Below are 25544 nucleotides of genomic sequence, written 5' to 3'. Positions count from 1 at the left end.
CGTGTCACCGACCGCGCTCGGGTCCGGGGGCGCGGCGCTGCAGGCGGGAGCGGCTGACCCAGTAGGTGATGATCACGATCCAGAACAGCGGGTAGCCGAGCGCCCCGACGACGGACGCGTCCAGCGTCACCACGGCCATGGAGACCGCCGAGTGGAGCCCGAGCAGTCCGACGGCGATCGCCATGGCGAGCACGGGCGGGCAGTTGCGCGCCACGAGGATCAGCGGGCGGCGCAGCCGCGGTGGTACGCGCCGGGTGATCCACACCGCCCAGCCCGCCCAGCCGCCGACGAGGACGACCGCGCCGATCAGGTACGGGACCAGGGCGTCGCCGCCCGAGCCGCCGGTGCGGAGCGGCGCGGAGCCGAGGCCGGCGGCGAGGAAGCCGGCCAGGGCCACCCAGCGGGCCCCCGCGGCGGTGCCCCAGGCCATGGTCTCCAGGTTGTAGCGGGCCTGGCGGTCGTTCGTGTCCAGCGCCGCCGACTCGACGAAGCCCTCGGCGGCCTTCGTCCACGACCCCGGCCGGAACCAGCGTCGGCGCAGATGCAGGAGGGAGAGGTTGTTGTGGGCCTCGCTGCTCTGCGGATCGAGGCGCAGCGCCGTCTCGTAGGCCTGCCGGGCGACGCGGTGGTCGCCGGTGCGCTGGGCGGTGAGGCCGACGAGGAAATGCGCGTCGCTCTCCTCGGGGCCGAGCGCGACGGCGGTCCGGGCAGCCTCGTACGCCTCGCGCCGGCGCTCGACGCGGACGGACCGGTCGAGGACGGTGCCGAGGGCGTAGTGACTGCCCCAGTACTGCGGGGCGAGTTCGACGGCGTACCGGGCGGACCGTTCCGCCTCCTCGTAACGCTGCACGGCGAGCAGGACGTGGGTGCGCATCAACCAGGCCGGCAGTGAGTCCGGTTCGACGAGCAGCGCCGCCTCGACCGACTCGAGTGCCTCCTGTTCGCGGCCCAGCCGGTGCCGACAGCGGGCCAGCAGGACCAGCGCGGCGGCGTCCTGCGGGTCGGTGGCCAGATGCTGCGCGGCGAGGGCGGCGGCCTGCTCGTACCGCCCCACGTCGAAGAGGGCGTCGGCCCTGTCCAGGGCGGGGTGCATCAGACCTTGTCCCGGTCATGGGTGATGCTGAGCAGGTTCGGTACGAGTCCGACCCAGAACAGGACCTGCGGGACCGTGCGGTCGGTCCACGGCACGAGGAGCATCACCAGGGCGCAGAGCGTCGCGAGGGTGGCCTGTGCGAGGACGACCCGGGGCCAGAACAGCCGTCGCACGAGCGCGCGCACGGTCAGCCGGGCGCCGGTGCGCATCCGCCGGTAGCGGCGCAGGGCGCCGAAGCCCCACACCGCCGCCATCAGCGCGAACGCCCAGAGCCGGGTGCCGAGGTCGACGGGGAGCTCCTTCGGCTCCTCGCCGTCGGTCGGGAAGATGTCGAGGGTGACACCCGCCAGGACCAGGCAGAGCAGCGCGAGCCAGCGCGTCCCCCGCAGCATCCGGTAGACGGCCTTGTCGAGGTCCCTGCGCAGCCAGTTGGAGTCGGGGGCGGCGGCGAGACCGCCGGCGTAGAGGTCGGCGGCCTGCGCGGCGGAGGTGCCGGGCTTGGCGGCCTCGTCCTCCGTGGCCATCGTCACGGCGAGGGTGTTGGTCGGGTCGATCCGCAGGAGCTGCCGGACGGCCTCGTCGGCGAGGTCGGGGCGCCGGTTGAAAAGGGCGAGCTTGTACAGGGCCTCCCACGCGCGGGGCTCCTCCGGCCCCAGCCGGACGGCTTCCTGTGCCTCCGCGAGTCCCTCGGCGACCGCCGCCGCGTCGCCTCCCGGGAACCGGTCGCGCACGAAGGGCATCAGCTCGGCGCGCACGGCGCGCGGCGCCCAGTAGTCCGGGTCGAGACGGATGGTCTCCCGCATCGCCTCCTCGGCGTCGTGCGGCCGCCCCTGGCGGCGCAGCGCGACACCGCGGATGTAGTGCCCGTAGGCGAAGTCCGGGGCGTGGGTCAGCGCCGCGTCGGCGGCGCCGAGGCCCTCTGCGAATCGCTCCTCGGCTATGAGGCACCGAGCGAGCAGCACCAGGGCGTGGTGGTCGTCGGGGGCCTCGGCGATCCACCGGGCGACGCGTTCCCGGCTCTCGCCGTACCGGCCCATGCCGTAGAGCAGCTCGGCCTGTTCCAACTCCGGGTGCTTCACGCTCACAGCTTCCGCTTCTTCTTCAGGTAGGTGACCAGGTCGTCGTACATCCCGCCGTCGTTGGCGAACATCGCCACGTTGCGGGCGGCGGCGAACCAGGACTCGCTCGACGGCTTCAGCTGCTTCGCCGCGCCCAGCAGATCCTTCATGTTGATCATGCGGACGGTGCCGGTACGGGCGGAGTCGAGGAGCGCGGACTCGGCGGCCGTCTCGCAGAGATGGGCGAGGTCCGCGCCGGAGAAGTCCTCGGTGATCTTGACGAGCTTGCCGAGATCGACCGATTCGATGGGGCGCTCGCGCAGGTGGTAGCGGAGGATCGCCTCGCGGGCCGGAGCGTCGGGCGGCAGCACGAGCAGGGTCCGGTCGAGGCGGCCGGGGCGGCGCAGCGCGAGGTCCACGTCCCAGGGGACGTTGGTGGCGGCGAGGACGAAGACGCCCTCGTTCTCGGCCCCGTCGACTCCGTCGAGCTCGGTGAGGAGCTGGTTGACGACGTTGCGCAGTCCGCTGTGGTGTGTACGGGAGCGCTTGGCGCCGAGGGCGTCGAGCTCGTCGAGGAAGACGACGCACGGGGCCTGGGCGCGGGCGGTCTCGAAGATGTCGTGGACGTTCTTCTCGGACGTGCCGATGTACATGTCGAGGATGTCGGAGAGCGAGACCGACATGAAGCTCGCGCCGAGTTCGCCGGCGACGGCGCGGGCGATGAAGGTCTTGCCGCAGCCGGGCGGGCCGTACAGGAGCAGGCCGCCGCGCAGGGACTTGCCGTACAGCCTGCGGAGTTCGGGGTTGCGCATGGGAGCGAGGAAGGCGGCCTCCAGGCGGCCCTTGACCTCCTGCATGCCGCCGACGTCGGCGAGGCGTACGGAGCCGGGGGCGTCGACGTCCCAGGCCGAGGCGTCCCCGGGGTCTCCGCCGCCGTCGGAGGTGAGCGGCTGCTCCAGGTCGTCGCCGTCACCGCCGCCGCCCTCGACGAACCGGGGCCCGACGAGGTCCCCGACCTCCTGCTCGGCCGCGTTCCAGTCGAAGGAGGAGGACCGGGCGGGGGCGGCGTCGGCGGCAGGGGCGGTCGGGGCGGCTTCGCCGGCGGGGGTCGCGGGGGCGGCTTCTGCCGCCGGGGCCGCTGCGGGTGCGGCGTGCTGTCCCATCGCCCGGAGCATCAGCGCCCGCGCCGCCTCGTCACCCGGCGCGCGCTGGAGCGCGACGGCGGCCTCGGTGACGGCCTCGTCGCCGCGCCCCTCGGTGAGGAGCAGTTCGGCGAAGTGCAGCCGCAGGGGCACGTCTTCGGGCGCGGCGGCGACCGCGGCGCGCAGACTACGGATCAGAGGAGACTCGTCGGACATGCGGTCACCCTATGAACCGACATGCCTTCCGCACCCACCGGGTCCGAAATCCCGTTGCCGCGCCCCCGGGCTCCGCGCATACCGTGGGCGCATGGGGCGACGAGAACGCGTACCGCGCAGGCTGACGGCGGACGGCACGGTCTGGCTCTGGTCGGTCGGGCACCTGCACCCGCCCTGCCGGGAACTCCTGACGCTGCGCCGGGCCGAGACCCCGCACGCCCAGCTGCGCCTGGTCTTCCAGGAGGGCCCGGGCCGTGTGACGCAGGGCGGGTACATGGGCGCGGGCCAGGTCGCGGACACCGGAGACGGCTACCTCAACCTCAACGAGCCCGGGGTGGTACGCCGTTTCCTCGACGAGGCCACGGCACGCGGTCTCCTCCCGACGGCCCACGGCCTGCACGAGACGGACGGCTGGCCCCTCTTCGACACGCTGGTGGCGGACTAGCTCCAGCGGCCCGTGCGGCCGAGGAGCAGCGCCGTGGCCGCCGTACCGGCCGTGGAGGTACGCAGGACGCTGTGGCCGAGTCGGTACGGTTTCGCGCCCGCCGCCTCGAAGGCCGCCAACTCCTCCGGGGACACGCCCCCTTCAGGGCCCACGACGAGCACGATCTCGCCCTCGGCAGGGAGTTCGGCTTCGGCGAGCGCGCCGCTCGGGTGGTCCCGGTCCTCGTGCAGCACGGCGGCGAGGTCGGCCCCCGCGAGGAGTGCGGCGACCTGCTTGGTGGTCATCGCGTCGGCGACCTCGGGGAAGCGCGTACGGCGGGACTGCTTGCCGGCCTCGCGCGCGGTGGCCCGCCACTTGGCGAGGGCCTTGAGCCCGCGGTCGCCCTTCCACTGGGTGATGCAGCGGGACGCGGCCCACGGCACGATCGCGTCGACCCCGGTCTCCGTCATGATCTCGACGGCCAGTTCGCCCCGGTCGCCCTTGGGCAGCGCCTGGACGACGGTGATACGGGGCGCGGGCGCGGCCTCCTCGTACCTGCCGGAGACCTCGACGGTCAGCTGGTCCTTGCCCTCGGCGCCGAGCACCACGCAGTCGGCCCAGGTGCCCCGCCCGTCGGTGAGGACGACGTCCTCCCCCGCGCGCAGCCGCTTCACGGAGACGGCGTGACGGCCCTCGGGGCCGTCGAGGAGGAAGGGGCCGTTGCCGGGGACGGCCTCGACGACGAAGACGGGTGCGGTCATGAGGCGTTGCTCCTGTGGGCCTGCGCGGTGAGTGCGGTGTCGAGTTCGGCGGCCAGCACCTCGACGAGCCGGCCCGCGGGGAGTTCGCGGGCCAGCCGGTGCCCCTGGCCGGCCCACAGGGCCATACCCTGCGCGTCGCCCGCGGTGGCGGCTGCCTTGCGGACGGGGGCGGTGAGGTGGTGGACCTCGGGATAGGCGGCGGGGGCGTACGGCCCGTGCTCGCGCATGAACCGGTTGACGAGCCCGCGCGCCGGGCGGCCGGAGAAGGCCCGGGTGAGCTCGGTCCGGACGAAGAGGGGGTTGGTCAGGGCCTGCTTGTGCAGCGCGTGCGCCCCCGACTCGGGGCACACGAGGAACGCGGTGCCCAGCTGGGCGGCGTCGGCACCGGCCGCGAGGACCGCGGCGATCTGCGCGCCGCGCATGATCCCGCCGGCCGCGAGGATCGGAAGCTGCACCGCCTCCCGGACCTGGGTGACGAGCGTGAGGAGCCCGGTCCCGGCGAGAGCGGCGTCCGGGTCGTCGCGGTGCGTGCCCTGGTGTCCGCCGGCCTCCACGCCCTGCACGCAGACGGCGTCCGCCCCGGCCCGCTGGGCCGCCTGGGCCTCGTCGGCGGAGGTGACGGTGACGATCGTGTACGTACCGGCGCGGGCGAAGGCGTCGAAGGTGTCCCGGTCGGGGCAGCCGAAGGTGAACGAGACGACGGGGACCGGGTCTTCGAGCAGGATCGCGAGCTTGGCGTCGTAGGCGTCGTCGCGCCCGTTGTCGGGGTCGCCGAGGGCCGTCTCGTACCAGGTGGCCTCCCCGGCGAGCTGGTGCCGGTACACCTCGACGGCGGCCGGATCGGCGGGCTGCCCGCCGGGCGGCACGAAGAGGTTGACGCCGAAGGGCTCGCCGGTCAGCCCGCGCACCTGCTTGATCTCCTGGTAGAGCCCGCCCGCGGTCTTGTAGCCCCCGGCGAGGAACCCGAGCCCGCCGGCGGCGCACACGGCTCCGACGAGCTCCGGGCAGGACGCGCCACCCGCCATGGGGGCCTGCACGATCGGGTATCGGGAGAGATCGTTCAGCGCGGTGGACATGCAGGCATCGTGTCATACGGAAGGGCGGCATCCGCGACCCGCGGATACCGCCCTTCCAGGCCCGGAACCGACCGCCCGACGGGCGGCGGGGATCCGGTCTAGCGCCCGTTGAACGCGTCCTTCAACCGCGAGAACAGCCCCTGCTGACCCGGCTGACTGTGCCTGCCCGGGGGACGACCCCCGGACCCCCGGCAGCAGTACGCCTACCGCCCGTTGAACGCGTCCTTCAACCGCGAGAACAGCCCCTGCTGACCCGGCTGGAACTGACCCGTGGGCCGTTCCTCGCCGCGCAGCTTCGCCAGTTCGCGCAGCAGCCGCTCCTGCTCGGCGTCGAGCTTCGACGGCGTCGTCACCTCGACGTGCACGATCAGGTCTCCCCGGCCGCCGCCGCGCAGGTGCGTGATGCCGCGCCCGTGCAGCGGGATCGACTGGCCGGACTGGGTGCCCGGGCGGATGTCGACCTCCTCCATCCCGTCGAGCGTCTGCAACGGCACCTTCGTACCGAGCGCTCCCGCCGTCATCGGGATGGTGACCGTGCAGTGCAGGTCGTCGCCGCGGCGCTGGAAGACCTCGTGCGGGACCTCGTGGATCTCGACGTACAGGTCACCGGCGGGGCCGCCGCCGGGGCCGACCTCACCCTCGCCCGCGAGCTGGATGCGCGTCCCGTTGTCGACACCGGCCGGGATCTTCACGGTGAGCGTGCGCCGCGAGCGGACCCGCCCGTCGCCCGCGCACTCGGGGCACGGGGTGGGGACGACCGTGCCGAAGCCCTGGCACTGGGGGCAGGGGCGAGAGGTCATGACCTGGCCCAGGAAGGACCGCGTGACCTGCGAGACCTCACCACGGCCGCGGCACATGTCACAGGTCTGGGCGGACGTGCCGGGCGCGGCACCCTCGCCGGAGCAGGTCGTACAGACGACCGCCGTGTCGACCTGGATGTCCTTCGTCGTACCGAAGGCGGCCTCGTTGAGGTCGATCTCCAGCCGGATCATGGCGTCCTGGCCGCGGCGCGTGCGCGAGCGCGGTCCGCGCTGCGACGCCGTGCCGAAGAAGGCGTCCATGATGTCCGAGAAGTTCCCGAAGCCGCCCTGGCCGAAGCCGCCGGCTCCACCGCCGCCGCCGGACGCGGACAGCGGGTCGCCACCGAGGTCGTAGACCTGCTTCTTCTGCGGGTCCGACAACACCTCGTAGGCGGCGTTGATCTCCTTGAACCGCTCCTGCGTCTTCGGATCGGGATTGACATCCGGGTGCAGCTCGCGGGCGAGCCGCCGGAATGCCTTCTTGATCTCGTCCTGGGACGCGTCGCGGCGCACGCCGAGTACGGCGTAGTAGTCCGTGGCCACTTACGACTCCGCCAGGATCTGTCCGACGTAACGTGCCACTGCGCGTACCGCTCCCATCGTTCCGGGGTAGTCCATGCGGGTCGGTCCGACCACGCCGAGTTTGGCGACTGCCTCGTCGCCCGAACCGTAGCCGACCGCGACGACGGACGTGGACGTGAGGCCCTCGTGGGCGTTCTCGTGCCCGATCCGTACGGTCATGCCCGAGTCCTTGGCCTCGCCCAGCAGCTTGAGGAGCACGACCTGCTCCTCGAGGGCTTCGAGAACGGGCCTGATCGTGAGGGGGAAGTCATGGCCGAAACGGGTGAGATTGGCGGTACCGCCGATCATCAACCGCTCCTCGTGCTCCTCCACCAGGGTTTCGAGCAGGGTCGCGAGCACCGTCGAGACCGTGCCGCGGTCCTCCGTCTCCTCGAAGGACTCCGGAAGATCCTGCACCAGCTGCGGCACGTCCGCGAAACGGCGGCCGACGACACGGCTGTTGAGCCGGGCGCGCAGGTCCGCGAGCGAGGTCTCGCCGAACGGCGCCGGGCAGTCGATGACGCGCTGCTCGACCCGGCCGGTGTCCGTGATCAGCACCAGCATCAGCCGGGCGGGGGCCAGCGACAGCAGCTCCACGTGCCGGACCGTCGAGCGGGTCAGCGACGGGTACTGCACGACGGCGACCTGCCGGGTCAGCTGCGCGAGCAGCCGGACCGTGCGCCCGACGACGTCGTCGAGATCGACGGCTCCGTCGAGGAAGTTGTGGATCGCGCGCCGCTCGGGCGTCGACAGCGGCTTGACGCCGGCGAGCCGGTCGACGAAGAGCCGGTAGCCCTTGTCGGTCGGGATGCGTCCGGCGCTGGTGTGAGGCTGGGCGATGTAGCCCTCGTCCTCCAGGACGGCCATGTCGTTACGCACGGTGGCGGGCGAGACGCCGAGCTTGTGGCGCTCCGTGAGCGCCTTGGAGCCGACCGGCTCCTCCGTCCCGACATAGTCCTGGACGATGGCGCGCAGCACCTCGAGTCTGCGTTCGCTGAGCATCGCGCACACCTCCAGCTGTCGTATCGGTTGCTCCGCATTTGGCACTCGCCCTGTTCGAGTGCCAGGAATCCCCCGGCCAGTGTACGGCGGCGGGCATCGCTCCTGGCAAGGAGGCCGGGTCGGAGGCCACGTCGTTGCGGATAGCGTCGCGGTATGGATGTCGATTGGGAAGAGTACGGCTGGGAGCGGCTCGGTAACGGGGTGGGCAGGCGCCGACTGCCCGGCTGGGACGCCACGGTGGGGCTGGTACTGGGCGAGCGCGCCGTGCTGCTGTACGACACGGGCTCCACGCTCGCCGAGGGCGCCGAGCTGCGGGGGCAGGCGGAGGCGCTCGCGGGCGGCCGGAGAGTGACACACATCGCACTGAGCCACCCGCACTTCGATCATGTCCTCGGCACGGCCGCCTTCGCGGGGGCGGAGGTGTTCGGGGCGGTGGGCCTGGACGAGCTGCTGCGACGGGAAGGGCACGCGCTGCGGGAGGACGCGGTACGGCACGGGGTGGCGGAGTCGGCGGCGACGGAGGCCGTGGACACCCTCGTCCTGCCGGGGCACATGGTGTCGGGCGAATGGACGCTGGACCTGGGCGGCCGCCAGGTGCTGCTGGCCAACGTGGGGCCGGGGCACTCGGGTCATGATCTGACGCTCCTCGTCCCGGACGTCGACGGGGTGGAGGTCGTCTTCTGCGGCGACCTGGTCGAGGAGTCGGGCGAGCCGCAGGCCGGAAGCGACGCGATCGGCTCGCGCTGGCCGGCGGCCCTGGACCGGCTGCTGGCGCTCGGCGGGGAGGACGCGCTGTACGTGCCGGGACACGGGGCGGTGGTGGACGCGGCGTTCGTGCGGCGCCAGCGGGATGAGCTGGCACGGCGCTTCTCCGTCGCATAACGTCGCCCGAATGCGCAGCTACAACCCGGACCTGACGCCCCCTTGGAAGCGATCCGCCCCGGTGCCGGAGGTGCCGGCGGAGGTGGACCTCGTGGTGGAGGAGGTCGCGACGGGATTCTGCGGAGCGGTGATCCGCTGCGAGGCCGGCACGGTCACGCTGGAGGACCGCTTCGGCAAGCACCGTGTGTTCCCGATGGATCCCCGGGGCTTCCTGCTGGAGGGCAAGGTGGTGACGCTGGTCCGCCCGGCGGCCGGTCCGGCGCGCCCCAGCCGCACGGCCTCGGGGTCCGTCGCGGTCCCGGGCGCGCGGGCGCGGGTGGCGCGGGCGGGCCGGATCTACGTGGAGGGCCGGCACGACGCGGAGCTGGTGGAGCGGGTCTGGGGCGACGACCTGCGTATCGAGGGCGTGGTGGTGGAGTACCTGGAGGGCATCGACGACCTCCCGTCGATCGTCGCGGAGTTCGGCCCGGCGGCGGACGCGCGGCTCGGCATCCTCGTCGACCACCTGGTGCCGGGCTCGAAGGAGTCCCGCATCGCGGCGCAGGTCTCGTCCCCGGACGTCCTGATCGTGGGGCACCCGTACATCGATGTCTGGGAGGCGGTGAAGCCGTCCTCCGTGGGCATCCCGGCCTGGCCGGCGGTCCCCCGGGGCGAGGACTGGAAGACGGGCGTCTGCCGGGCGCTGGGCTGGCCGCAGAACACGGGAGCGGCCTGGCAGCACATCCTGTCGAAGGTCCACTCCTACAAGGACCTGGAGCCGTCGCTCCTGGGCCGGGTGGAGGAACTGATCGACTTCGTGACGGCGCCCTAGCGCCGTCCCACCCGGCCGATCCGCGCGGGCCGCGACAGCGAGGCCCCGTCGCCGCGCCTTGGTGCGGCGACGGGGCGCGGCACCAAGGCGGGCGCCGGGGTGCGGCACCAAGGCGCGGCGCCAGGGCACGGCGCCGGGGCGCGACGCCGGGACCTAGTCCACCAGGTCGCGGACGACCGCGTCGGCGAGGAGGCGGCCCCGCAGGGTCAGGACCGCGCGCCCCGCCTCGTACGGCCCGGGCGCGAGGAGTCCGTCCGCGAGGGCCTTACGGGACGCCGCGAGGCCGTCGGGCTTCAGGAGGTCCAGCGGGCAGCCCTCCCGGAGCCGCAGCTCCAGAAGCACACGCTCCACGCGCCGGTCCTCCGCCGAGAGGAGCTCCCGCCCGGCGCCCGGCGACCTCCCGGCGCCGAGGGCCGCCGCGTACGACCCCGGATGCTTCACGTTCCACCAGCGCACCCCGCCCACGTGCGAGTGCGCCCCGGGGCCCGCGCCCCACCAGTCGGCGCCGCGCCAGTACAGCTCGTTGTGCAGGCACCGCCCGGCCTCCGACGTGGCCCAGTTCGACACCTCGTACCAGTCGAAGCCGGCCTCGGCGAAGACGGAGTCGGCGATCAGGTACCGGTCCGCGTGCACGTCGTCGTCCGTCATCGGCACCTCGCCGCGGCGGATCCGGCGCGCCAGCTGCGTCCCCTCCTCGACGATCAGCGCGTACGCGCTGACGTGGTCGGGGCCCGCTCCGATCGCCGCCTCCAGCGACGCGCGCCAGTCGTCGTCGGACTCCCCCGGCGTCCCGTAGATCAGGTCCAGGTTCACGTGCTCGAAGCCCGCCGCCCGCGCCTCCGCGACGCACGCCTCGGGCCGGCCCGGGGTGTGCGTACGGTCGAGGACCTTCAGGACGTGCTGCCGGGCGCTCTGCATCCCGAACGACACCCGGTTGAAGCCGCCGGCCCTCAGCTCCGCCAGATACGCCGGATCCACCGACTCCGGGTTCGCCTCCGTCGTCACCTCGGCGTCGTCCGCGAGCCCGAACTCGTCCCGGATCGCCCCCAGCATCCGTACGAGATCACCGGCCGCGAGCAGCGTGGGCGTACCGCCGCCGACGAAGACCGTCCGCACCGGCCGCGGGTCGTCGCCGAGCACCTTCCGGGCGAGGCGTATCTCCTCGACGACCTGCCCCGCGTAGTTGTCCCGGGAGGCGAGCACGCCTCCGGCACCGCGCAGCTCACTGGCGGTGTACGTGTTGAAGTCGCAGTAGCCGCAGCGGGTCGCGCAGTACGGCACGTGCAGATAGAACCCGAGCGGCCGCTCCCCGGCCCCTTCCAGGGCGTGCGCGGGCAGCGCCCCGTCATCGGGCATGGGCTCACCATCGGGCAGTACGGAAGGCATGAGCCCATTGTCCCGTACTGCCCGAGGTGGGCCGCCGGCCTGTGGATAACCCCGGCTACGGCCGGACCGGAGCGGTCACGCCTCCCGCGCCCCCGCGTACATGTCCTCGATCAGGTCCTTGTACGTCCGCTCCACCACCGGCCGCTTCATCTTCAGCGACGGGGTGAGCTCGCCGTGCTCCACGTCCAGGTCGCGGGGCAGCAGCCGGAACTTCTTGATCGTCTGCCAGCGCTGCAGGCCCTCGTTGAGGCGGTCCACGTATCCCTGGACCATCGCCAGGGTCTGCGGGGCGGCCACGACCTCCGCGTACGCCTTGCCCGCGAGGCCGTTCTCCGCGGCCCAGCCGAGGATGGCGGGCTCGTCGAGCGCGATGAGAGCGGAGCAGTAGTTCCGGTCGGCGCCGAGGACGACGATGTTGGAGACGAAGGGGCAGACGGCCTTGAACTGGCCCTCGATCTCGGTCGGCGCGATGTACTTGCCGCCGGAGGTCTTGAACAGGTCCTTCTTGCGGTCGGTGATCCGCAGGTAGCCGTCGGCGGACAGCTCGCCGATGTCCCCGGTGTGGAACCAGCCGTCCGCCTCCAGGACCTCGGCCGTCTTCTCGGGCAGGCCGTGGTAGCCCTCCATGATGCCGGGGCCGCGCAGCAGGATCTCGCCGTCGTCGGCGATCCGGACCTCGCAGCCGGGCAGCGGCTTGCCGACCGTGCCGGTGCGGTAGGCCTCGCCCGGGTTGACGAAGGAGGCGGCGCTGGACTCCGTGAGGCCGTAGCCCTCCAGGATGTGGATGCCCGCGCCGGAGAAGAAGAAGCCGATCTCGGGTGCCAGCGCGACGGAGCCGGATACGGCGGCGCGGAGACGGCCGCCGAAGGCCTCGCGGAGCTTCTTGTAGACCAGCGCGTCGGCGACCTTGTGCTTCACGGTGAGGCCGAAGGGCGCGGAGGCGGTACCGGTGCGGCGGAAGTTGTCCTGGGTGACCTTGGCGTACTCGCGGGCCACTCCGGCCGCCCACTGGAAGATCTTGTACTTGGCCGCGCCGCCCTCGCGCGCCTTGGCGGCGACGCCGTTGTAGACCTTCTCGAAGATCCGGGGCACGGCGGCCATGTAGGTCGGCTGGACCACCGGCAGGTTCACGATGATCTTGTCGATGCGGCCGTCGACGGCGGTGACGTGGCCGACCTCGATCTGGCCGGAGGTGAGCACCTTGCCGAAGACGTGCGCGAGGGGCAGCCAGAGGTACTGGACGTCGTCGCCGGTGACGAGACCGGTCGCGGCGATGGCCTTGGCCATGTACGACCAGTTGTCGTGCGGGAGGCGGACGCCCTTGGGGCGGCCGGTGGTGCCCGAGGTGTAGATGAGGGTGGCGAGCTGGTCGGCGGTGATCGCCGAGACGCGCTCCTTGACCGCGTCGGCGTGCCGCTCCAGGTACGCCTGGCCGCGCTTCTCCAGTTCGGCCAGCGAGAGGACCCAGTCGTCGCTCTCGACGCCCGTCGGGTCGATGACGACGACGTGGTGGAGACCGGGCAGGTCGGCACGGGTCTCGCGGGCCTTGGCGACCTGCGTCGCGTCCTCCGCGATCAGCACCTTGGACTCGGAGTCGGAGAGGATGAACGCCGACTCCTCGGCGTTGGTCTGCGGGTAGATCGTGGTGACGGCGGCTCCCGCGCACATCACACCGAGGTCGGAGAGGATCCACTCCACCCGGGTGGAGGAGGCCAGGGCGACGCGCTCCTCCGCCTGCACCCCCAGGTCGATCAGACCGGCGGCGATGGCGTAGACCCGCTCGGCGGCCTGCCCCCAGCTGAGCGACTTCCACTCGTCCGGACCCTGGCCGGAAACCGCCGGAACCGGATAGCGATAGGCCTCCGCATCAGGAGTCCGCTCGACGCGCTCAAGGAAGAGGGTCGCCACGGAGGGCGGCCGGTTCTCGATCAAGGTCTGTGTGTCGCTCACGACGTCCTCCGGGCGGCGGCGGTGCCTGCGGGTGGTGCGATCTGGCGGTGCGTATCTAACTGGCGAGTAACCTTCGATTCGGGGATCAGCGTAGATGGCCGAAGTCCGGCGCGTAAGAGCCTGGTGGCCGCCTCTTCATACCCGGTTGATAACAGAACGAACGCCGAACGGGCCCCCGCACCGTCCGCGCGGAGACCCGTTCGATGTATCAGTCAGCTAAACAGCCGATCACTTCTTGCTCTTGCCGCCGGCGGAGTCGTCGCTCGACAGGACGGCGATGAAGGCCTCCTGCGGGACCTCCACGGAGCCGACCATCTTCATCCGCTTCTTGCCTTCCTTCTGCTTCTCCAGCAGCTTCCGCTTACGGGAGATGTCACCGCCGTAGCACTTGGCGAGGACGTCCTTGCGGATGGCGCGGATGGTCTCACGGGCGATGACCCGGGAGCCGATCGCGGCCTGGATGGGCACCTCGAACGCCTGCCGCGGGATGAGCTCGCGCAGCTTGGCGACGAGCCGCACACCGTAGGCGTACGCGGCGTCCTTGTGGGTGACGGCGGAGAAGGCGTCGACCTTGTCGCCGTGCAGCAGGATGTCGACCTTGACCAGGCTGGAGGCCTGCTCGCCGGTGGGCTCGTAGTCGAGGGAGGCGTAACCGCGCGTCTTGGACTTCAGCTGGTCGAAGAAGTCGAAGACGATCTCGGCGAGGGGGAGGGTGTAGCGGATCTCCACCCGGTCCTCGGAGAGGTAGTCCATCCCGAGGAGGGTGCCGCGACGGGTCTGGCAGAGCTCCATGATCGCGCCGATGAACTCGCTCGGGGCGAGGATCGTGGCGCGTACGACGGGCTCGTACACGTCGTTGATCTTGCCCTCGGGGAACTCGCTCGGGTTGGTGACCGTGTGCTCGCTGCCGTCCTCCATGGTCACGCGGTAGACCACGTTGGGGGCGGTGGCGATCAGGTCGAGACCGAACTCGCGCTCCAGCCGCTCCCGGATCACGTCCAGGTGCAGCAGGCCGAGGAAGCCGACGCGGAAGCCGAAGCCGAGCGCGGCGGAGGTCTCCGGCTCGTAGACCAGCGCGGCGTCGTTGAGCTGCAGCTTGTCGAGGGCCTCACGGAGGTCCGGGTACTCCGAGCCGTCCAGCGGGTAGAGGCCCGAGAACACCATCGGCTTGGGGTCCTTGTAGCCGCCGAGCGCCTCGGTGGCGCCCTTGCTCAGGGAGGTGATCGTGTCACCGACCTTGGACTGGCGGACGTCCTTCACACCGGTGATGAGGTAGCCGACCTCGCCGACGCCGAGACCGTCCGACGGCGTCATCTCCGGGGACGAGACACCGATCTCCAGCAGCTCGTGGGTGGCGCCGGTCGACATCATCCTGATGCGCTCGCGCTTGTTGAGCTGGCCGTCGACGACACGGACGTACGTCACGACACCGCGGTAGGAGTCGTAGACGGAGTCGAAGATCATCGCGCGGGCGGGGGCGTCGGCGACGCCGACGGGGGCCGGAACGTTCGCGACGACCCGGTCGAGCAGCGCCTCGACGCCCATGCCGGTCTTGGCGGAGACCTTGAGCACGTCCTCGGGCTGGCAGCCGATGAGGTTCGCGAGCTCCTCGGAGAACTTCTCCGGCTGGGCGGCCGGCAGGTCGATCTTGTTCAGCACGGGAACGATCGTGAGGTCGTTCTCCATCGCGAGGTACAGGTTCGCGAGGGTCTGCGCCTCGATGCCCTGGGCCGCGTCCACCAGCAGGATCGTGCCCTCGCAGGCCGCCAGGGACCGCGAGACCTCGTAGGTGAAGTCGACGTGCCCGGGGGTGTCGATCATGTTGAGGATGTGGGTCTTGCCCTGGTCCTCGCCCTCGGTGGGCGCCCAGGGGAGACGCACGGCCTGGGACTTGATCGTGATGCCGCGCTCGCGCTCGATGTCCATCCGGTCGAGGTACTGGGCACGCATCTGCCGCTGGTCGACCACACCGGTCAGCTGGAGCATCCGGTCGGCAAGCGTGGACTTGCCGTGGTCGATGTGCGCGATGATGCAGAAATTGCGGATCAACGCCGGGTCGGTACGGCTCGGCTCAGGCACGTGGGTAGGAGTCGCGGGCACGCAAGGTCTCGTCTCGGGGCGATGGTCGGTTGGATACGTAGGCTCCATGGTCCCACGAGTGAGCGGCTCCGCTCGGTTTGGGCAGAGCTTACCGGCCCTGATACCGTGGACAGCTGTGTCTCGTACGCCCTCTCAGCGCAGAGGCACACCTCAGAAACAACACCGAACCTGAAAAGGCTCTTTTCGTGGCGAACATCAAGTCCCAGATCAAGCGGAACAAGACGAACGAGAAGGCGCGCCTGCGCAACAAGGCCGTCAAGTCCTCGCTCAAGACCGCGATCCGCAAGGCCCGCGAGGCCGTCGCCGCGGGTGACGTCGAGAAGGCCGTCGTGGCTTCTCGCGCCGCCTCCCGCGCGCTCGACAAGGCTGTCTCGAAGGGCGTCATCCACAAGAACGCCGCCGCCAACAAGAAGTCGGCGCTGGCCACCAAGGTTGCCGCTCTGCAGGGCTGAGCTCTCTGATGTAACGCCGGACGGGACCCAGCGGGCCCTCTCTCCCGCTCCCAACCGGCACCCCGGGCTCGTACGCGACACGCGTTCGCCACGCGTGTACGAGCCCACCAAGCACCACGCCGAAGGCCCCGCGCGCTTCTTCCCCAGAAGCCCACGGGGCCTTCGCCGCGCCCGGACCCGGCCGCCGGGTTCGACTGCGGCAGTGCCCCCCGGCCGCCGGAAGGATCCGGAAGTGGCCGGAAGGGGCCGGAAGGGTCTCGGGGAGGGCGGAGTGGGGCGGGGGAATCGACCCGGCACAACACCGTGCCTACCGGCGCAGCCTCGCCGCCCGCGCCGCCCGGCACAACACCGTGCCTACCGGCGCAGCCTCGCCGCCCGCGCCACCGCGACCACCGCCTTCTCCAGCGCGTACTCCGGGTCGTCCCCCCCGCCCTTCACACCCGCGTCCGCCTCGGCCACCGCGCGCAGCGCCAGCGACACCCCGTCCGGCGTCCAGCCCCGCATCTGCTGCCGCACGCGGTCGATCTTCCACGGCGGCATCCCCAGCTCCCGCGCCAGATCAGCCGGCCGCCCGCCCCGCGCCGACGACAGTTTGCCGATCGCCCGGACACCCTGCGCCAGCGCGCTGGTGATCAGGACCGGCGGGACGCCGGTCGAGAGCGACCAGCGCAGCGCCTCCAGCGCCTCCGCCGCCCGCCCCTCCACCGCACGGTCCGCCACGTTGAACGACGACGCCTCGGCCCGCCCCGTGTAGTACCGCCCGACGACCGCCTCGTCGATCGTCCCCTCGACGTCCGCCGTCAGCTGCGAGACCGCCGACGCCAGCTCCCGCAGGTCGCTGCCGATCGAGTCGACCAGCGCCTGGCACGCCTCGGGCGTGGCCGACCGCCCGAGCGCCCGGAACTCCTGCCGTACGAACGTCAGCCGCTCCGCCGGCTTCGTCGTCTTCGGGCAGGCCACCTCCCGGGCACCCGCCTTGCGCGCCGCGTCGAGCAGGCCCTTGCCCTTGACGCCGCCCGCGTGGAGCAGCACCAGCGTGATCTCCTCGATGGGCGCGCCGAGGTAACCCTTGATGTCCTTGATCGTGTCCGCGGACAGGTCCTGCGCGTTCCGCACGACCAGCACCTTGCGCTCGGCGAAGAGCGACGGGCTCGTCAGCTCCGCGAGCGTCCCGGGCTGGAGCTGCTCGGAGGTCAGGTCCCGTACGTCCGTGTCGGCGTCGGCGGCCCGCGCGGCCGCCACCACCTCCTGGACGGCGCGGTCGAGGAGCAGGTCCTCCTGGCCCACGGCGAGCGTGACGGGGGCGAGAAGGTCGTCGTTCGAATTCTTCCTGGTGGCCATCGCGTCCAGCATCCCACGGGCCACTGACACCGTTCCCCATGCCCCAGAATGGCGAGGTGAGTGAACGACACGTACTGGTACTGCCCGACCGCGACGCCGCCGAGGAGGTCGCCGAAGAGCTCCCCGCCCGCTTCGCGGTCGCCCATGAACCCCAGCTCGTACGGGACGCCCTGGCCGGCGAGGACGACGCCGAGGACGCGCAGTGGCTGGTCGTCGTCGAGGACCCGGACGGCCGGCTCGACTCCGCGGCACTGGACGAACTCGCCGCGGAGTACGAAGGCTGGCTGGAGGCACCGTAACGAGCCGAGCGGCCCTTACGCGGACGGGTCCGAACCGTCCGGGGCCGAGGCCGGGTCGGCGCCCGGGCGGGAGCCCGTGTCGGCGCCCTCGGCGGCAGGCTCCCGTGACGGCGGTACGGCCGGCAGCTCGGCGAGCTCGATGCCGAACAGGTCCCGGTACGCCGCCCTCACCTCCCCTTCACCGTCGAGCAGCCGCTCCGTCCGCTCCCCGCCCTGCACGGTCGTGACGAGCCTGTGGCCGCTGAGGGTGATCCGTCCCTCCTCGGTGAGCCGGGAGCAGATGGGCGAGCGGGTGAAGTGCGAGTCCGGGGAGGTGCGGTGGTACCAGGCCCCGGCCGTGAAGTCGGCGAGCACACGCGGCCGGCGCTCCAGCCGGTACCGCGGCTCGCCGTCGCGCAGCACGTCCAGGTCGCCCTCGTCGGTCTCCACGACACGGAACGTGCCTGCGGGATCGAGCTGGTCGCCCCGCTCGTCCAGCGCCAGCGGGAGGTGGCTGTGGTCGCCGAATCCGACGTCCACGAGCCACCGCCCCTCCTCCGCCGTCTCCACCAGCACCGCCATGTGGTCGTACGGGATGCCCAGCACCCCGTCCTTGCCGACGACACGCGCCTGGAGGAGCGTGGCGGTGAAGCCGAGCTCGCGCAGCAGGACGGCGAAGGTGGAGTTGAGTTCGTAGCAGAACCCGCCCCTGCCCGCCTCGACGATCTTGTCGAGCAGCGGCTTCTCCTCCAGGACGATGTCCTCGCCGAGCTGGATGGACAGGTTCTCGAAGGGGATCGCCCTCAAGTGGCGCAGATGAAGGTCGCGCAGCGCGGCCAGGTCCGGGCGTTCCGGTCGGACCGCTCCGATGCGCCGCAGATACGCCTCGACCGGCACGTCCACCGAGACCGCGGCGACCGCCGCCTCCCCCGTGTCCGCCGTGTCGGCCGTGTCCCCCGTGTCCGAAGCCCGCTGGGTATGAGTGGTCATGCTCCGAGTCTGGCGCCGCGCCCCTCGGTTCGGCCATGCGGCGCTGGTCCTAGGTCGGATGCCCGAGGCCCGTGGCCCGAGGCGTCCCCGCACCGCCTCCCGTACCGTCCGGGTCATGTCCGATCATGAACATCCCCTCCCCCGTCCCCGCTCGCAGCGCAAGCAGGACGTTCTCACCCGCCTCACGCAGGACGAGGACCTCTGGGTCGCGACCGCGTCCGGCAGCGACGAACCGTGCCTGGTCCCGCTCTCCTTCGTCTGGGACGTCCAGGACGGGCTGCCGGACCGCGGGACCCTTCTGCTCTGCACGAAGCGGACCAATCCCACGGCCCGCAATCTCACCCCGAGGGGCGAGGTCAGGCTCAGCCTCGGGCACACCCGGGACGTGGTGCTGATCGACGGCACGGCGGAGGCGGTGGAGGGCGCCGACCTGCCGACCTCCTCGGCCGACGTCTTCGCGGCCAAGCTGGCCTGGGATCCGCGCGGCCGGCCCGCCTGGGTCTACCTCCGTGTCACCCCCAGGTCGGTGAAAGCCTGGCGCGAGGCGAACGAACTGGCGGAGCGGGAGCTGATGCGTGCCGGGGAGTGGCTGGTCTGACGTCCTGCCGGCGCCGGCCGGGCTCAGGCCGTGGGTACGGCATCCTGGGCGGGCGTGGGCAGTTCGCGGGTACGGGCGAGCGGCGAGGGCAGCAGCCAGAGCACGGCGAACAGACCTCCGACGGTGGCGATCCAGAGGGTCGGGCGCAGCCCGAGGGCCGTGCCGAGTACACCGGCGGCGAGCGCTCCGATCGGACGGAAGCCGTGGTTGAGGGTGCGGAAGGCGCCCATCACCCGGGCCCGGATGCTCTCGGGTATCAGCGCCATCTGCCACGACGCCGCGGCGATGTCGACGATCATGACGGCGACGCAGGAGAGGAACTCCGCCGTGAACAGCAGCGCGACGACGAGGGCGGTGGGGCCCTGGCTGAGCGGTATGAGCAGCAGCGGCGCGGTGAAGCCGACGAAGCCGAACACGATCGAGGGGCCGATCCCGATGCGGCGTACGACCGCCCCGCTGCATGCGGCGCCGACCAGCCCTCCCACCGCTCCCGCGCCGAGCACGGCGCCGAGAACGCCGGCGCTGAGGCCCAGTTCGACGGTGGCGTAGAGCACGAACAGCGTGTGGAACATGTAGTTGAAGAACTGGATCGTTCCCGAGGCCGCGAACAGCGCCCGCATGGACGGCTCCCGGACGAGCCAGCGCAGGCCCTCGGTGAAGTGGCCCTTGCCGCCCGGTGCCGGCGGGGGCTCCACGGGTCTGATCCGGGCCAGGTAGCCCGCCGAGACGAGATAGGTGAGGGCGTCGGCGACCAGGGCGATGGGCGCCGTCAGCATCTGCACGAGTACACCGCCCGCGCTGGGACCCGCCAGCCAGGCCATCGAACGACTGCCGTTGACCAGTGAGTTGGCCTGGACATAGCGGTCGGCCGGGACCAGCGCCACGAACAGCGAGGCGTTGCAGGCCTCGAAGAGCACGGCCAGCGCGCCGACCCCGAAGGCCACGAAGTACAGCTGCCCGAGGGTGAGGGCGTCGAGCAGATAGGCGACGGGAAGGGTCAGCAGCAGCGCGGCCCGTGCGAGGTCGGCCGCGATCATGGCGCGCCGCCGCTTCGCCTGCCGGTCGGCCCAGGCCCCGAAGGGCAGGTTGAGCAGCAGCGCGGGCAGCAGTTCCGCGGTCTTGAGCCAGCTCATCTCCGCGGCGTCGGCGCCGAGGACGAGTACGGCCGCGAGCGGAATCGCGATGAGGGAGATCTGGTCGCCGACGAGCGAGACGGTCTGGCCGGTCCAGTACCGCCGGAAGGTCCGCTCCCGCAGCAGCGCGGGTATGCGTTCCGTCAGTCTCATCCCTCACTCCTCATCGTCTTCGTGGAGGAGATCGGGGATCTCCTCGGGAATCTCTCGGTCCAGATACGCGATCCGCAGCACGCTGACCGGCCGGGCCCCTTCGGGCCGCAGCGACGCGTCGCCCGCGCGGTCCTCGTACGGCTGCAGCAACTCGTCGACCCGCCGGCTGAAGGTGGCCAGCTCGTCCGGCGTGAGGTGGAGCAGGGAGTCGCCGAACATCTCGGCCTCCCGCCACTCCCTGGGCAGCCGGTGCCGGTCCTCCATGGCCCGCAGGACCCGCTCGAAGTACCGCTCGGCGATCGCGACGCTCAGGGCGTCCGCCGCCTCCGCGACGGAGGCGTCCTCGCTGTCGCCCGGCCATTCGGTGTACCGGGCGGTCGCGCGCCAGGGCTTCTCCCTCCCCCGGCCGCCCGGCGCCTCCTCCACCAGCCCGTACTTGGCGAGTATCCGCAGGTGGTACGAGCAGCTGGCCACCGACTCCCCGGTCAGCTCGGCCGCCCGGGTCGCGGTGAAGGGCCCGCTCCGGCGCAGCAGACCGACCAGGGTCATCCGCGTGGGGTGGGCGTAGGCCCGCAGGGCGCGGGCGTCCGTGAGGCTGATGCTGCGCGGCTGCTCGTCGCCGGGCGGCGTGGCCGCTGTCTCATGCTCCGACATGATGTAAAGCTATCTTTAGAAAGACTCCTTTACAAGCGTTTCTTTACCTGCGTGTCGTTCGCAAGCGCGTCGTTCACGGGCGTCGTCGCGCGCTCGGCACGGCCAGCAGCCCCGCCCCTGCCCCCGTCACCGCGATCGCGCCGTCCCGATCCGTCCGCAGCACCTCGGCGCCCGCCGCCCGCAACGCCTCGACCGTCCGGGGCGAGGGGTGGCCGTACGGGTTGTCCCGGCCGGCCGACACCAGCGCCAGCCGCGGTCTGACCGCCCGTATCAGCCCGGGATCCTGATGGGCGGAACCGTGATGGGCGACCTTGAGCACGTCCACCGGACCGATCCCCGGGTACGCCCGCAACAGGCCTCGCTGGGACGGCGGTTCGAGGTCTCCCAGGAGCAGCAGCCGCAGCCTGCGCCCGGTCCGGACGAGCAGCGTCACACTGGCGTCGTTCGGCCCCGACTCCTCCGCCCCCACCCCGTCGGCCCGCGCCCGCGGCCACAGCACCTGCCACTCCAGCGGGCCCAGGCGTCTTCGCTCTCCGGTCCCGGCCCGGACCACGGGCACTCCCGCCTCCGCGGCCGTGCGGCGCACGAACGCCGCCTGCCCTGGGGGCTCTTCGAGCCCCGTCGTCTGGATCGCCCCGACCGCGCGCCCGCGCAGCACCCCGGGCAGCCCCGCGACATGGTCCGCGTGAAAGTGCGTCAGCACCACCAGGGGAACCATGCTGACCCCGAGATCGTGCAGACACCGGTCCACCAGGACCGGGTCGGGCCCCGCGTCCACGACCACCGCCGCACCACCACCGGCGGCCAGCACCGTCGCGTCGCCCTGCCCCACCTCGCACATCGCGAACGACCAGTCCGGCGGCGGCCAGCCGCTGACCAGCCGGGTCAGCGGCGGCGGCCTCACCACCGCGAGGAACAGCAGGGCGACACAGCCCGCTGCGATCCTCCGCCGGAAGGGCAGCCTCCAGGCTCCGAACACCACCAGGCCGAAGACACCCGCCAGCAGCAGCGCGCCCCACCATCCGCCGGGCCACTCCGTCTCCGCCCCGGGCAGGGAGGCACCGGCCCGGGCCACGCCGGCGACCCACCCGGCGGGCCAGGCCGCGACCCTCGCCACCAGCTCCGCCGCCGGCAGCGAGACCGGGGCCAGCGCGAGCGCGGCGAAGCCCAGCACCGTGGCCGGCGCCACGGCCAACTCGGCGAGCACGTTGCAGGGGATCGCGACCAGGCTCACCCGGGCGGCGAAGACCACCACCACGGGCGCGCACAGCGCCTGGGCGGCCAGGGCCGCCGCCAGCGCCTCGGCGATCCTCCCCGGCACCCCGCGCCGCCGCAGCGCATCGCTCCAGCGCGGCGCGACGGTCAGCAGCGCACCGGTGGCCAGGACCGAGAGCAGGAATCCGTAACTCCGCGCGAGCCACGGGTCGTAGAGCACCAGGACCAGCACCGCCGCGGCCAGCGCGGGGACGAGCGACCTGCGGCGGCCCGTGCCGATGGCGAGCAGGGCGACCGCGCCGCAGGCCGCCGCCCGCAGCACGCTCGGATCCGGTCGGCACACGACGACGAAGGCGAGCGTCAGCCCTCCCCCGACGACGGCGGTGGACCGCAGCGAGAGCCCGAGCCGAGGCGCGAGCCCACCGCGTTCCGCCCGCATCGCCGTACCCGGCCGTCCGATGAGCAGGAGCAGCACGATCGTGAGGTTGGAGCCGGAGACGGCCAGAAGATGGGTGAGATCCGTGGCCTCGAAGGCGTCGCTCAGCTCCGGTTCGATCCGCGAGGTGTCGCCGACGACCAGGCCGGGCAACAGCGCCCGGGCGTCCGGAGGAAGGTCCTCCGTCGCGCGACGCAACCCCGCCCGCAGCTTCCCCGCCGTGCGCTGCGCGGCGTTCGGCGGCCCCGTGATCCAGGGTGGTCCGGCCCCGTGCACCCGGAACACCGCCGCGAACCGGTCATCCGGGTGCATCGGGGGCGCGAGCCGTGCGGCGATCCGCAGCCGGGTCGAGGGCAGCAGCCGCAGCCACTCCCGCTGGGCCTCCCCGGCCGGCACGACCACCAGGACCGGAGTCCTGGTCCGGTGCGCGACTCCGCCCCTCACCTCGATCCGGCTCACCTCCGCGTCCAGCACGACGGAGACCGGCGCCGCCCTGTCGCCCCGGATCCGGGCCCGGGTGAGCCGTGGGTCGGAGGTGACCGTCACCTCCGCCCTCGCCCGGGCGTACTCCTCCGCGAGGCCGGGCACCGGCCCGCGGCGCAGGTCCGCCGCCTGGAACCCGCCCGAAGCGGCACCGGCGGCTGCGCAGAGCAGCACGGCACCGCCCGCGGTGGCCCGCAGCGCCCAGCCGGGCCGCACCCGGAGAGCCACCAGAAGGGCAGCGGCCACCGCCAGACAGACCAGCACCCCCGCGACCACCCACCACCCGGCCGCCCCCACCGCCCACGCCGCCGCTCCCCACGCCGCCAGCGCCGGTGGCACGAGTCGGAGGTCGACCGGCCCCTCCTCAGGCCTTCGCCCACGCCCGGTCGCCTCACCCGTCTCGTCCGCCTCGTCCGCCTCGTCCGCCTCGTCCGCCTCGAGCACACCGGGCTCGACGGGCACACCGCGCACGTCCGGCGCGTGGGGCGGCTTGGGCGCGCTCATGGCCGGACCAGGGGTGACAGGTCCGCGAACCGGCGCTCTCCGATGCCGTTGACCTCGCGCAGCTCGGCGACCGACCGGAACCCGCCGTGCTCCGTACGGTGGTCGACGATGTGCTGGGCCAGTACCGGCCCGACCCCGGGCAGGGTGTCGAGCTGCTCGACCGTCGCCGCGTTGAGACTCAGCGGCGCCGCCCGCGTACCCGCAGCGGCGCCCGGCCCCGTGCCCACGCCCGCACCACCGCCACCCACGACCGCGGCCGCCGGCACTCCGACGGCGACCTGCTCTCCGTCCATGAGGATCCGGGCGCGGTTGAGGTGGGTGAGATCCGTCCCCGGACGGACTCCGCCGGCCGCCCGCAGCGCGTCGGCGACCCGCGACCCGGCCGGCAGGGTCAGCACCCCGGGCCGTCGCACCTTGCCGCTCACATCGACCACGACGCCCGTGGGCGGTGCCGCGCTCGTCGGCGCCGCCGGGACCACGGGGGACGCCCCGGCCTCCGGCATCGGAGCCGCCCGCACGATCTCCGGCGCCCTGACGGCCTCCGGCCGCCCGGTCCAGAAGTACCGACCGGCGACCCCGGCGGCGACGACGAGCACCACGGAGAGCGCGGCGAGCGTCCTCGGTTCCAGGCCGCACCGGGACTGGACCCAGACCGGTAACCGCTCGCTCAGCGCGAGCCGCAGCCGCTCCCACCGCCCGGCGGCCACCCTCTCGCCCGGGTGGCCCGGTGGCGCCTCGACGACCTCCTGCGCGCCCCACTCCGGCGGGGGCGACGGCGATGGCGACGACTGCGGCGAAGCCGCGGGCCCGGCCGCGTCGAGGAACAGCGCCTCTCCCCGGCGCCGTACGGCGGCGCCGTTCACCGCGACCGCGCTTCTCCGCCGTGCCCGGCCTCGGTCGGTGAGAGGCCTCGTCGGGGGCGAACCGCGCCCGCGGACACGGATGCGCCCGTCCGATCCGGGCGCGCGGCCGGGACCGCTGGACGCGGCAGGACGAGTGATGCGACGCGCGGAGTCACGCGTCGGCGGACGGGATGCGAGATGTGTGCGAAGAGCCATGGACAGGACGGTAGGCACATCCGTCCGAATCCGCTGAGACCCCTCGATTTCCGTGGACAGGCGCCCAGTTGTGGAAAAACCCGTCACTCACACGAGGGACGGGAAACGTCAGCGGGGCGACACGACGACGGCCAGAAGCCCGGGACCGGTGTGCGCCCCGATCACCGCTCCCACCTCGCTGACGTGCAACTCCTCCATCCCCGGCACCCGTTCCCGCAGACGGTCGGCCAGCACGGCGGCCCGCTCGGGGGCGGAGAGATGGTGCACGGCGATGTCGACGGCACCGGTGCCCGCCCGTTCCACCGCGATCTCCTCGAGCCGGGCGATCGCCTTCGACGCCGTCCGGACCTTCTCGCGCAGCTCGATCCGGCCTCCGTCGAGCTGGAGCAGAGGCTTCACCGCGAGCGCGGAGCCGAGCAGGGCCTGCGCGGCTCCGATCCGGCCGCCGCGGCGGAGATAGTCCAGCGTGTCGACGTAGAAGAACGCGGACGTACCGGCGGCACGCTTCTCGGCGGCGGCGACCGCCTCGTCGATCGAACCGTCGGCGTCCACGACCTCGGCCGCCGCAAGCGCGCAGAAGCCGAGCGCCATCCCCACCATGCGCGTGTCGACCACCCTGACCGGTACGGGCGCGTCCTTGGCGGCGACGACGGCGGCGTCGTACGTACCCGAGAACTCGCCGGAGAGGTGCAGCGAGACGATCCCCCGCGCCCCGGCCTCGGCCGCCGCGCGGTACGTCGCCGCGAAGACCTCGGGGCCCGGCCGCGAGGTCGTCACCGGCCGCCGCTTCTGGAGCGCCTGGGCCAGCGAGCGGGCCGAGATCTCGGTGCCCTCCTCCAGCGCTCTGTCGCCGATGACGACGGTGAGCGGGACCGCTGTGATGCCGTGCCGCTCCATCGCCTGGGGTGGCAGGTAGGCCGTGGAATCGGTGACGATCGCGACATGCCGGGACATGAGCGGGAGGTTACCCGCCGGGGCGGCCCCACG

Annotated in this window: 23 protein-coding genes; 6 read left to right on the top strand and 17 right to left on the bottom strand. The window is 72.6% G+C overall.

Going from position 1 to position 25544, the window contains the following annotated elements; translation table 11 throughout:
* Window positions 1-4: 4 nt before the first annotated feature.
* The 3 genes from ACF1G2_RS07745 to ACF1G2_RS07735 are packed head-to-tail and all read right to left on the bottom strand — an operon-like array spanning window position 5 to window position 3509.
* Window positions 5-1093 (bottom strand): tetratricopeptide repeat protein, encoded by a 1089-nt coding sequence (locus tag ACF1G2_RS07745; RefSeq protein WP_391797389.1) that lies wholly within the window; start codon window positions 1091-1093, stop codon window positions 5-7.
* Window positions 1093-2178 carry a tetratricopeptide repeat protein gene (locus ACF1G2_RS07740; protein WP_391797388.1) on the bottom strand — a complete coding sequence of 362 codons (1086 nt, stop codon included), beginning with the start codon at window positions 2176-2178 and terminating at the stop codon, window positions 1093-1095. The genes ACF1G2_RS07745 and ACF1G2_RS07740 overlap by 1 nt, the downstream gene beginning before the upstream one ends.
* A complete protein-coding gene (locus tag ACF1G2_RS07735; RefSeq protein WP_391797387.1) occupies window positions 2175-3509 on the bottom strand; it encodes an AAA family ATPase in 1335 nt (444 codons plus the stop codon). The genes ACF1G2_RS07740 and ACF1G2_RS07735 overlap by 4 nt, the downstream gene beginning before the upstream one ends.
* A gap of 91 nt (window positions 3510-3600) precedes the next feature.
* Between ACF1G2_RS07735 and ACF1G2_RS07730 the strand changes: the two genes are divergently transcribed.
* Entirely contained in the window at window positions 3601-3954 is a 354-nt protein-coding gene (locus ACF1G2_RS07730) for a hypothetical protein (protein WP_391797386.1), read from the top strand.
* Here the strand turns inward: ACF1G2_RS07730 and ACF1G2_RS07725 are convergent.
* The 4 genes from ACF1G2_RS07725 to hrcA form a co-directional block, all read right to left on the bottom strand.
* Window positions 3951-4694: a 16S rRNA (uracil(1498)-N(3))-methyltransferase gene (locus tag ACF1G2_RS07725; RefSeq protein ID WP_391797385.1), complete on the bottom strand. Its 744-nt coding sequence runs from the start codon at window positions 4692-4694 to the stop codon at window positions 3951-3953. The genes ACF1G2_RS07730 and ACF1G2_RS07725 overlap by 4 nt on opposite strands.
* Window positions 4691-5770 (bottom strand): nitronate monooxygenase, encoded by a 1080-nt coding sequence (locus tag ACF1G2_RS07720; RefSeq protein ID WP_391797384.1) that lies wholly within the window; start codon window positions 5768-5770, stop codon window positions 4691-4693. The genes ACF1G2_RS07725 and ACF1G2_RS07720 overlap by 4 nt, the downstream gene beginning before the upstream one ends.
* A gap of 203 nt (window positions 5771-5973) precedes the next feature.
* Window positions 5974-7113 (bottom strand): molecular chaperone DnaJ, encoded by a 1140-nt coding sequence (dnaJ, locus tag ACF1G2_RS07715; protein WP_383169887.1) that lies wholly within the window; start codon window positions 7111-7113, stop codon window positions 5974-5976.
* Window positions 7114-8133 (bottom strand): heat-inducible transcriptional repressor HrcA, encoded by a 1020-nt coding sequence (gene hrcA / locus ACF1G2_RS07710; protein ID WP_361434985.1) that lies wholly within the window; start codon window positions 8131-8133, stop codon window positions 7114-7116.
* Window positions 8134-8286: 153 nt separating this feature from the next.
* Here hrcA and ACF1G2_RS07705 point away from each other — a divergent pair, with 153 nt between their 5' ends.
* Window positions 8287-9015 (top strand): MBL fold metallo-hydrolase, encoded by a 729-nt coding sequence (locus ACF1G2_RS07705; protein WP_391797383.1) that lies wholly within the window; start codon window positions 8287-8289, stop codon window positions 9013-9015.
* A 10-nt stretch (window positions 9016-9025) separates the two neighbouring features.
* On the top strand, window positions 9026-9826 hold the full coding sequence (locus tag ACF1G2_RS07700; protein ID WP_391797382.1) for a DUF3097 domain-containing protein: 801 nt from the start codon (window positions 9026-9028) through the stop codon (window positions 9824-9826).
* 153 nt (window positions 9827-9979) lie between these two features.
* Here the strand turns inward: ACF1G2_RS07700 and hemW are convergent, their stop codons facing one another.
* The 3 genes from hemW to lepA all read right to left on the bottom strand — a co-directional run bounded on the left by hemW (window position 9980) and on the right by lepA (window position 15262).
* On the bottom strand, window positions 9980-11182 hold the full coding sequence (gene hemW, locus ACF1G2_RS07695; protein WP_391797381.1) for a radical SAM family heme chaperone HemW: 1203 nt from the start codon (window positions 11180-11182) through the stop codon (window positions 9980-9982).
* Window positions 11183-11287: 105 nt separating this feature from the next.
* A complete protein-coding gene (locus ACF1G2_RS07690; RefSeq protein WP_391797380.1) occupies window positions 11288-13162 on the bottom strand; it encodes an AMP-dependent synthetase/ligase in 1875 nt (624 codons plus the stop codon).
* Between the two features lie 228 nt (window positions 13163-13390).
* Entirely contained in the window at window positions 13391-15262 is a 1872-nt protein-coding gene (gene lepA, locus ACF1G2_RS07685) for a translation elongation factor 4 (protein WP_391797379.1), read from the bottom strand.
* A gap of 185 nt (window positions 15263-15447) precedes the next feature.
* Between lepA and rpsT the strand changes: the two genes are divergently transcribed.
* Window positions 15448-15714: a 30S ribosomal protein S20 gene (rpsT, locus tag ACF1G2_RS07680; RefSeq protein WP_137989361.1), complete on the top strand. Its 267-nt coding sequence runs from the start codon at window positions 15448-15450 to the stop codon at window positions 15712-15714.
* Between the two features lie 354 nt (window positions 15715-16068).
* On the opposite strand, the gene holA is transcribed toward rpsT, so the two are convergent.
* Window positions 16069-17055, bottom strand: a complete 987-nt coding sequence (gene holA / locus ACF1G2_RS07675; RefSeq protein ID WP_391797378.1) for a DNA polymerase III subunit delta — start codon at window positions 17053-17055, stop codon at window positions 16069-16071.
* A gap of 38 nt (window positions 17056-17093) precedes the next feature.
* Here holA and ACF1G2_RS07670 point away from each other — a divergent pair, with 38 nt between their 5' ends.
* Window positions 17094-17354 (top strand): hypothetical protein, encoded by a 261-nt coding sequence (locus tag ACF1G2_RS07670; RefSeq protein ID WP_391797377.1) that lies wholly within the window; start codon window positions 17094-17096, stop codon window positions 17352-17354.
* Window positions 17355-17369: 15 nt separating this feature from the next.
* Here ACF1G2_RS07670 and ACF1G2_RS07665 read toward each other — a convergent pair whose 3' ends face one another.
* Window positions 17370-18323, bottom strand: coding sequence for an arylamine N-acetyltransferase (locus ACF1G2_RS07665; protein WP_391797376.1), 954 nt, complete (start codon window positions 18321-18323; stop codon window positions 17370-17372).
* 115 nt (window positions 18324-18438) lie between these two features.
* On the opposite strand from ACF1G2_RS07665, the gene ACF1G2_RS07660 reads away from it, so the two are divergent.
* Window positions 18439-18921 (top strand): pyridoxamine 5'-phosphate oxidase family protein, encoded by a 483-nt coding sequence (locus ACF1G2_RS07660; RefSeq protein ID WP_391797375.1) that lies wholly within the window; start codon window positions 18439-18441, stop codon window positions 18919-18921.
* Between the two features lie 23 nt (window positions 18922-18944).
* Here the strand turns inward: ACF1G2_RS07660 and ACF1G2_RS07655 are convergent, their stop codons facing one another.
* The 5 genes from ACF1G2_RS07655 to ACF1G2_RS07635 form a co-directional block, all read right to left on the bottom strand.
* Window positions 18945-20207 carry an MFS transporter gene (locus tag ACF1G2_RS07655; RefSeq protein ID WP_391797374.1) on the bottom strand — a complete coding sequence of 421 codons (1263 nt, stop codon included), beginning with the start codon at window positions 20205-20207 and terminating at the stop codon, window positions 18945-18947.
* A gap of 3 nt (window positions 20208-20210) precedes the next feature.
* On the bottom strand, window positions 20211-20861 hold the full coding sequence (locus ACF1G2_RS07650) for a winged helix-turn-helix domain-containing protein (RefSeq protein ID WP_391797373.1): 651 nt from the start codon (window positions 20859-20861) through the stop codon (window positions 20211-20213).
* A 73-nt stretch (window positions 20862-20934) separates the two neighbouring features.
* Window positions 20935-23499: a ComEC/Rec2 family competence protein gene (locus ACF1G2_RS07645; RefSeq protein WP_391797372.1), complete on the bottom strand. Its 2565-nt coding sequence runs from the start codon at window positions 23497-23499 to the stop codon at window positions 20935-20937.
* Window positions 23496-24557, bottom strand: a complete 1062-nt coding sequence (locus ACF1G2_RS07640; protein ID WP_391797371.1) for a helix-hairpin-helix domain-containing protein — start codon at window positions 24555-24557, stop codon at window positions 23496-23498. The genes ACF1G2_RS07645 and ACF1G2_RS07640 overlap by 4 nt, the downstream gene beginning before the upstream one ends.
* Before the next feature lie 108 nt (window positions 24558-24665).
* Window positions 24666-25511, bottom strand: coding sequence for a DegV family protein (locus ACF1G2_RS07635; protein ID WP_391797370.1), 846 nt, complete (start codon window positions 25509-25511; stop codon window positions 24666-24668).
* Between the last annotated feature and the right edge of the window lie 33 nt (window positions 25512-25544).

This window comes from Streptomyces sp. NPDC013457 (assembly GCF_043089925.1).
Lineage (GTDB): Bacteria > Actinomycetota > Actinomycetes > Streptomycetales > Streptomycetaceae > Streptomyces.
This window is presented reverse-complemented; position numbering and strand designations above follow the sequence as displayed.

Coding starts and splice junctions, on each gene's coding strand:
- ACF1G2_RS07745 (WP_391797389.1), bottom strand. CDS start 1,093: ATGCACCCCGCCCTGGACAGGGCCGACGCCCTCTTCGACGTGGGGCGG.
- ACF1G2_RS07735 (WP_391797387.1), bottom strand. CDS start 3,509: ATGTCCGACGAGTCTCCTCTGATCCGTAGTCTGCGCGCCGCGGTCGCC.
- ACF1G2_RS07730 (WP_391797386.1), top strand. CDS start 3,601: ATGGGGCGACGAGAACGCGTACCGCGCAGGCTGACGGCGGACGGCACG.
- ACF1G2_RS07725 (WP_391797385.1), bottom strand. CDS start 4,694: ATGACCGCACCCGTCTTCGTCGTCGAGGCCGTCCCCGGCAACGGCCCC.
- ACF1G2_RS07720 (WP_391797384.1), bottom strand. CDS start 5,770: ATGTCCACCGCGCTGAACGATCTCTCCCGATACCCGATCGTGCAGGCC.
- hrcA (WP_361434985.1), bottom strand. CDS start 8,133: ATGCTCAGCGAACGCAGACTCGAGGTGCTGCGCGCCATCGTCCAGGAC.
- ACF1G2_RS07705 (WP_391797383.1), top strand. CDS start 8,287: ATGGATGTCGATTGGGAAGAGTACGGCTGGGAGCGGCTCGGTAACGGG.
- ACF1G2_RS07700 (WP_391797382.1), top strand. CDS start 9,026: ATGCGCAGCTACAACCCGGACCTGACGCCCCCTTGGAAGCGATCCGCC.
- hemW (WP_391797381.1), bottom strand. CDS start 11,182: ATGCCCGATGACGGGGCGCTGCCCGCGCACGCCCTGGAAGGGGCCGGG.
- holA (WP_391797378.1), bottom strand. CDS start 17,055: ATGGCCACCAGGAAGAATTCGAACGACGACCTTCTCGCCCCCGTCACG.
- ACF1G2_RS07670 (WP_391797377.1), top strand. CDS start 17,094: ATGCCCCAGAATGGCGAGGTGAGTGAACGACACGTACTGGTACTGCCC.
- ACF1G2_RS07665 (WP_391797376.1), bottom strand. CDS start 18,323: ATGACCACTCATACCCAGCGGGCTTCGGACACGGGGGACACGGCCGAC.
- ACF1G2_RS07660 (WP_391797375.1), top strand. CDS start 18,439: ATGTCCGATCATGAACATCCCCTCCCCCGTCCCCGCTCGCAGCGCAAG.
- ACF1G2_RS07655 (WP_391797374.1), bottom strand. CDS start 20,207: ATGAGACTGACGGAACGCATACCCGCGCTGCTGCGGGAGCGGACCTTC.
- ACF1G2_RS07650 (WP_391797373.1), bottom strand. CDS start 20,861: ATGTCGGAGCATGAGACAGCGGCCACGCCGCCCGGCGACGAGCAGCCG.
- ACF1G2_RS07645 (WP_391797372.1), bottom strand. CDS start 23,499: ATGAGCGCGCCCAAGCCGCCCCACGCGCCGGACGTGCGCGGTGTGCCC.
- ACF1G2_RS07640 (WP_391797371.1), bottom strand. CDS start 24,557: ATGGCTCTTCGCACACATCTCGCATCCCGTCCGCCGACGCGTGACTCC.
- ACF1G2_RS07635 (WP_391797370.1), bottom strand. CDS start 25,511: ATGTCCCGGCATGTCGCGATCGTCACCGATTCCACGGCCTACCTGCCA.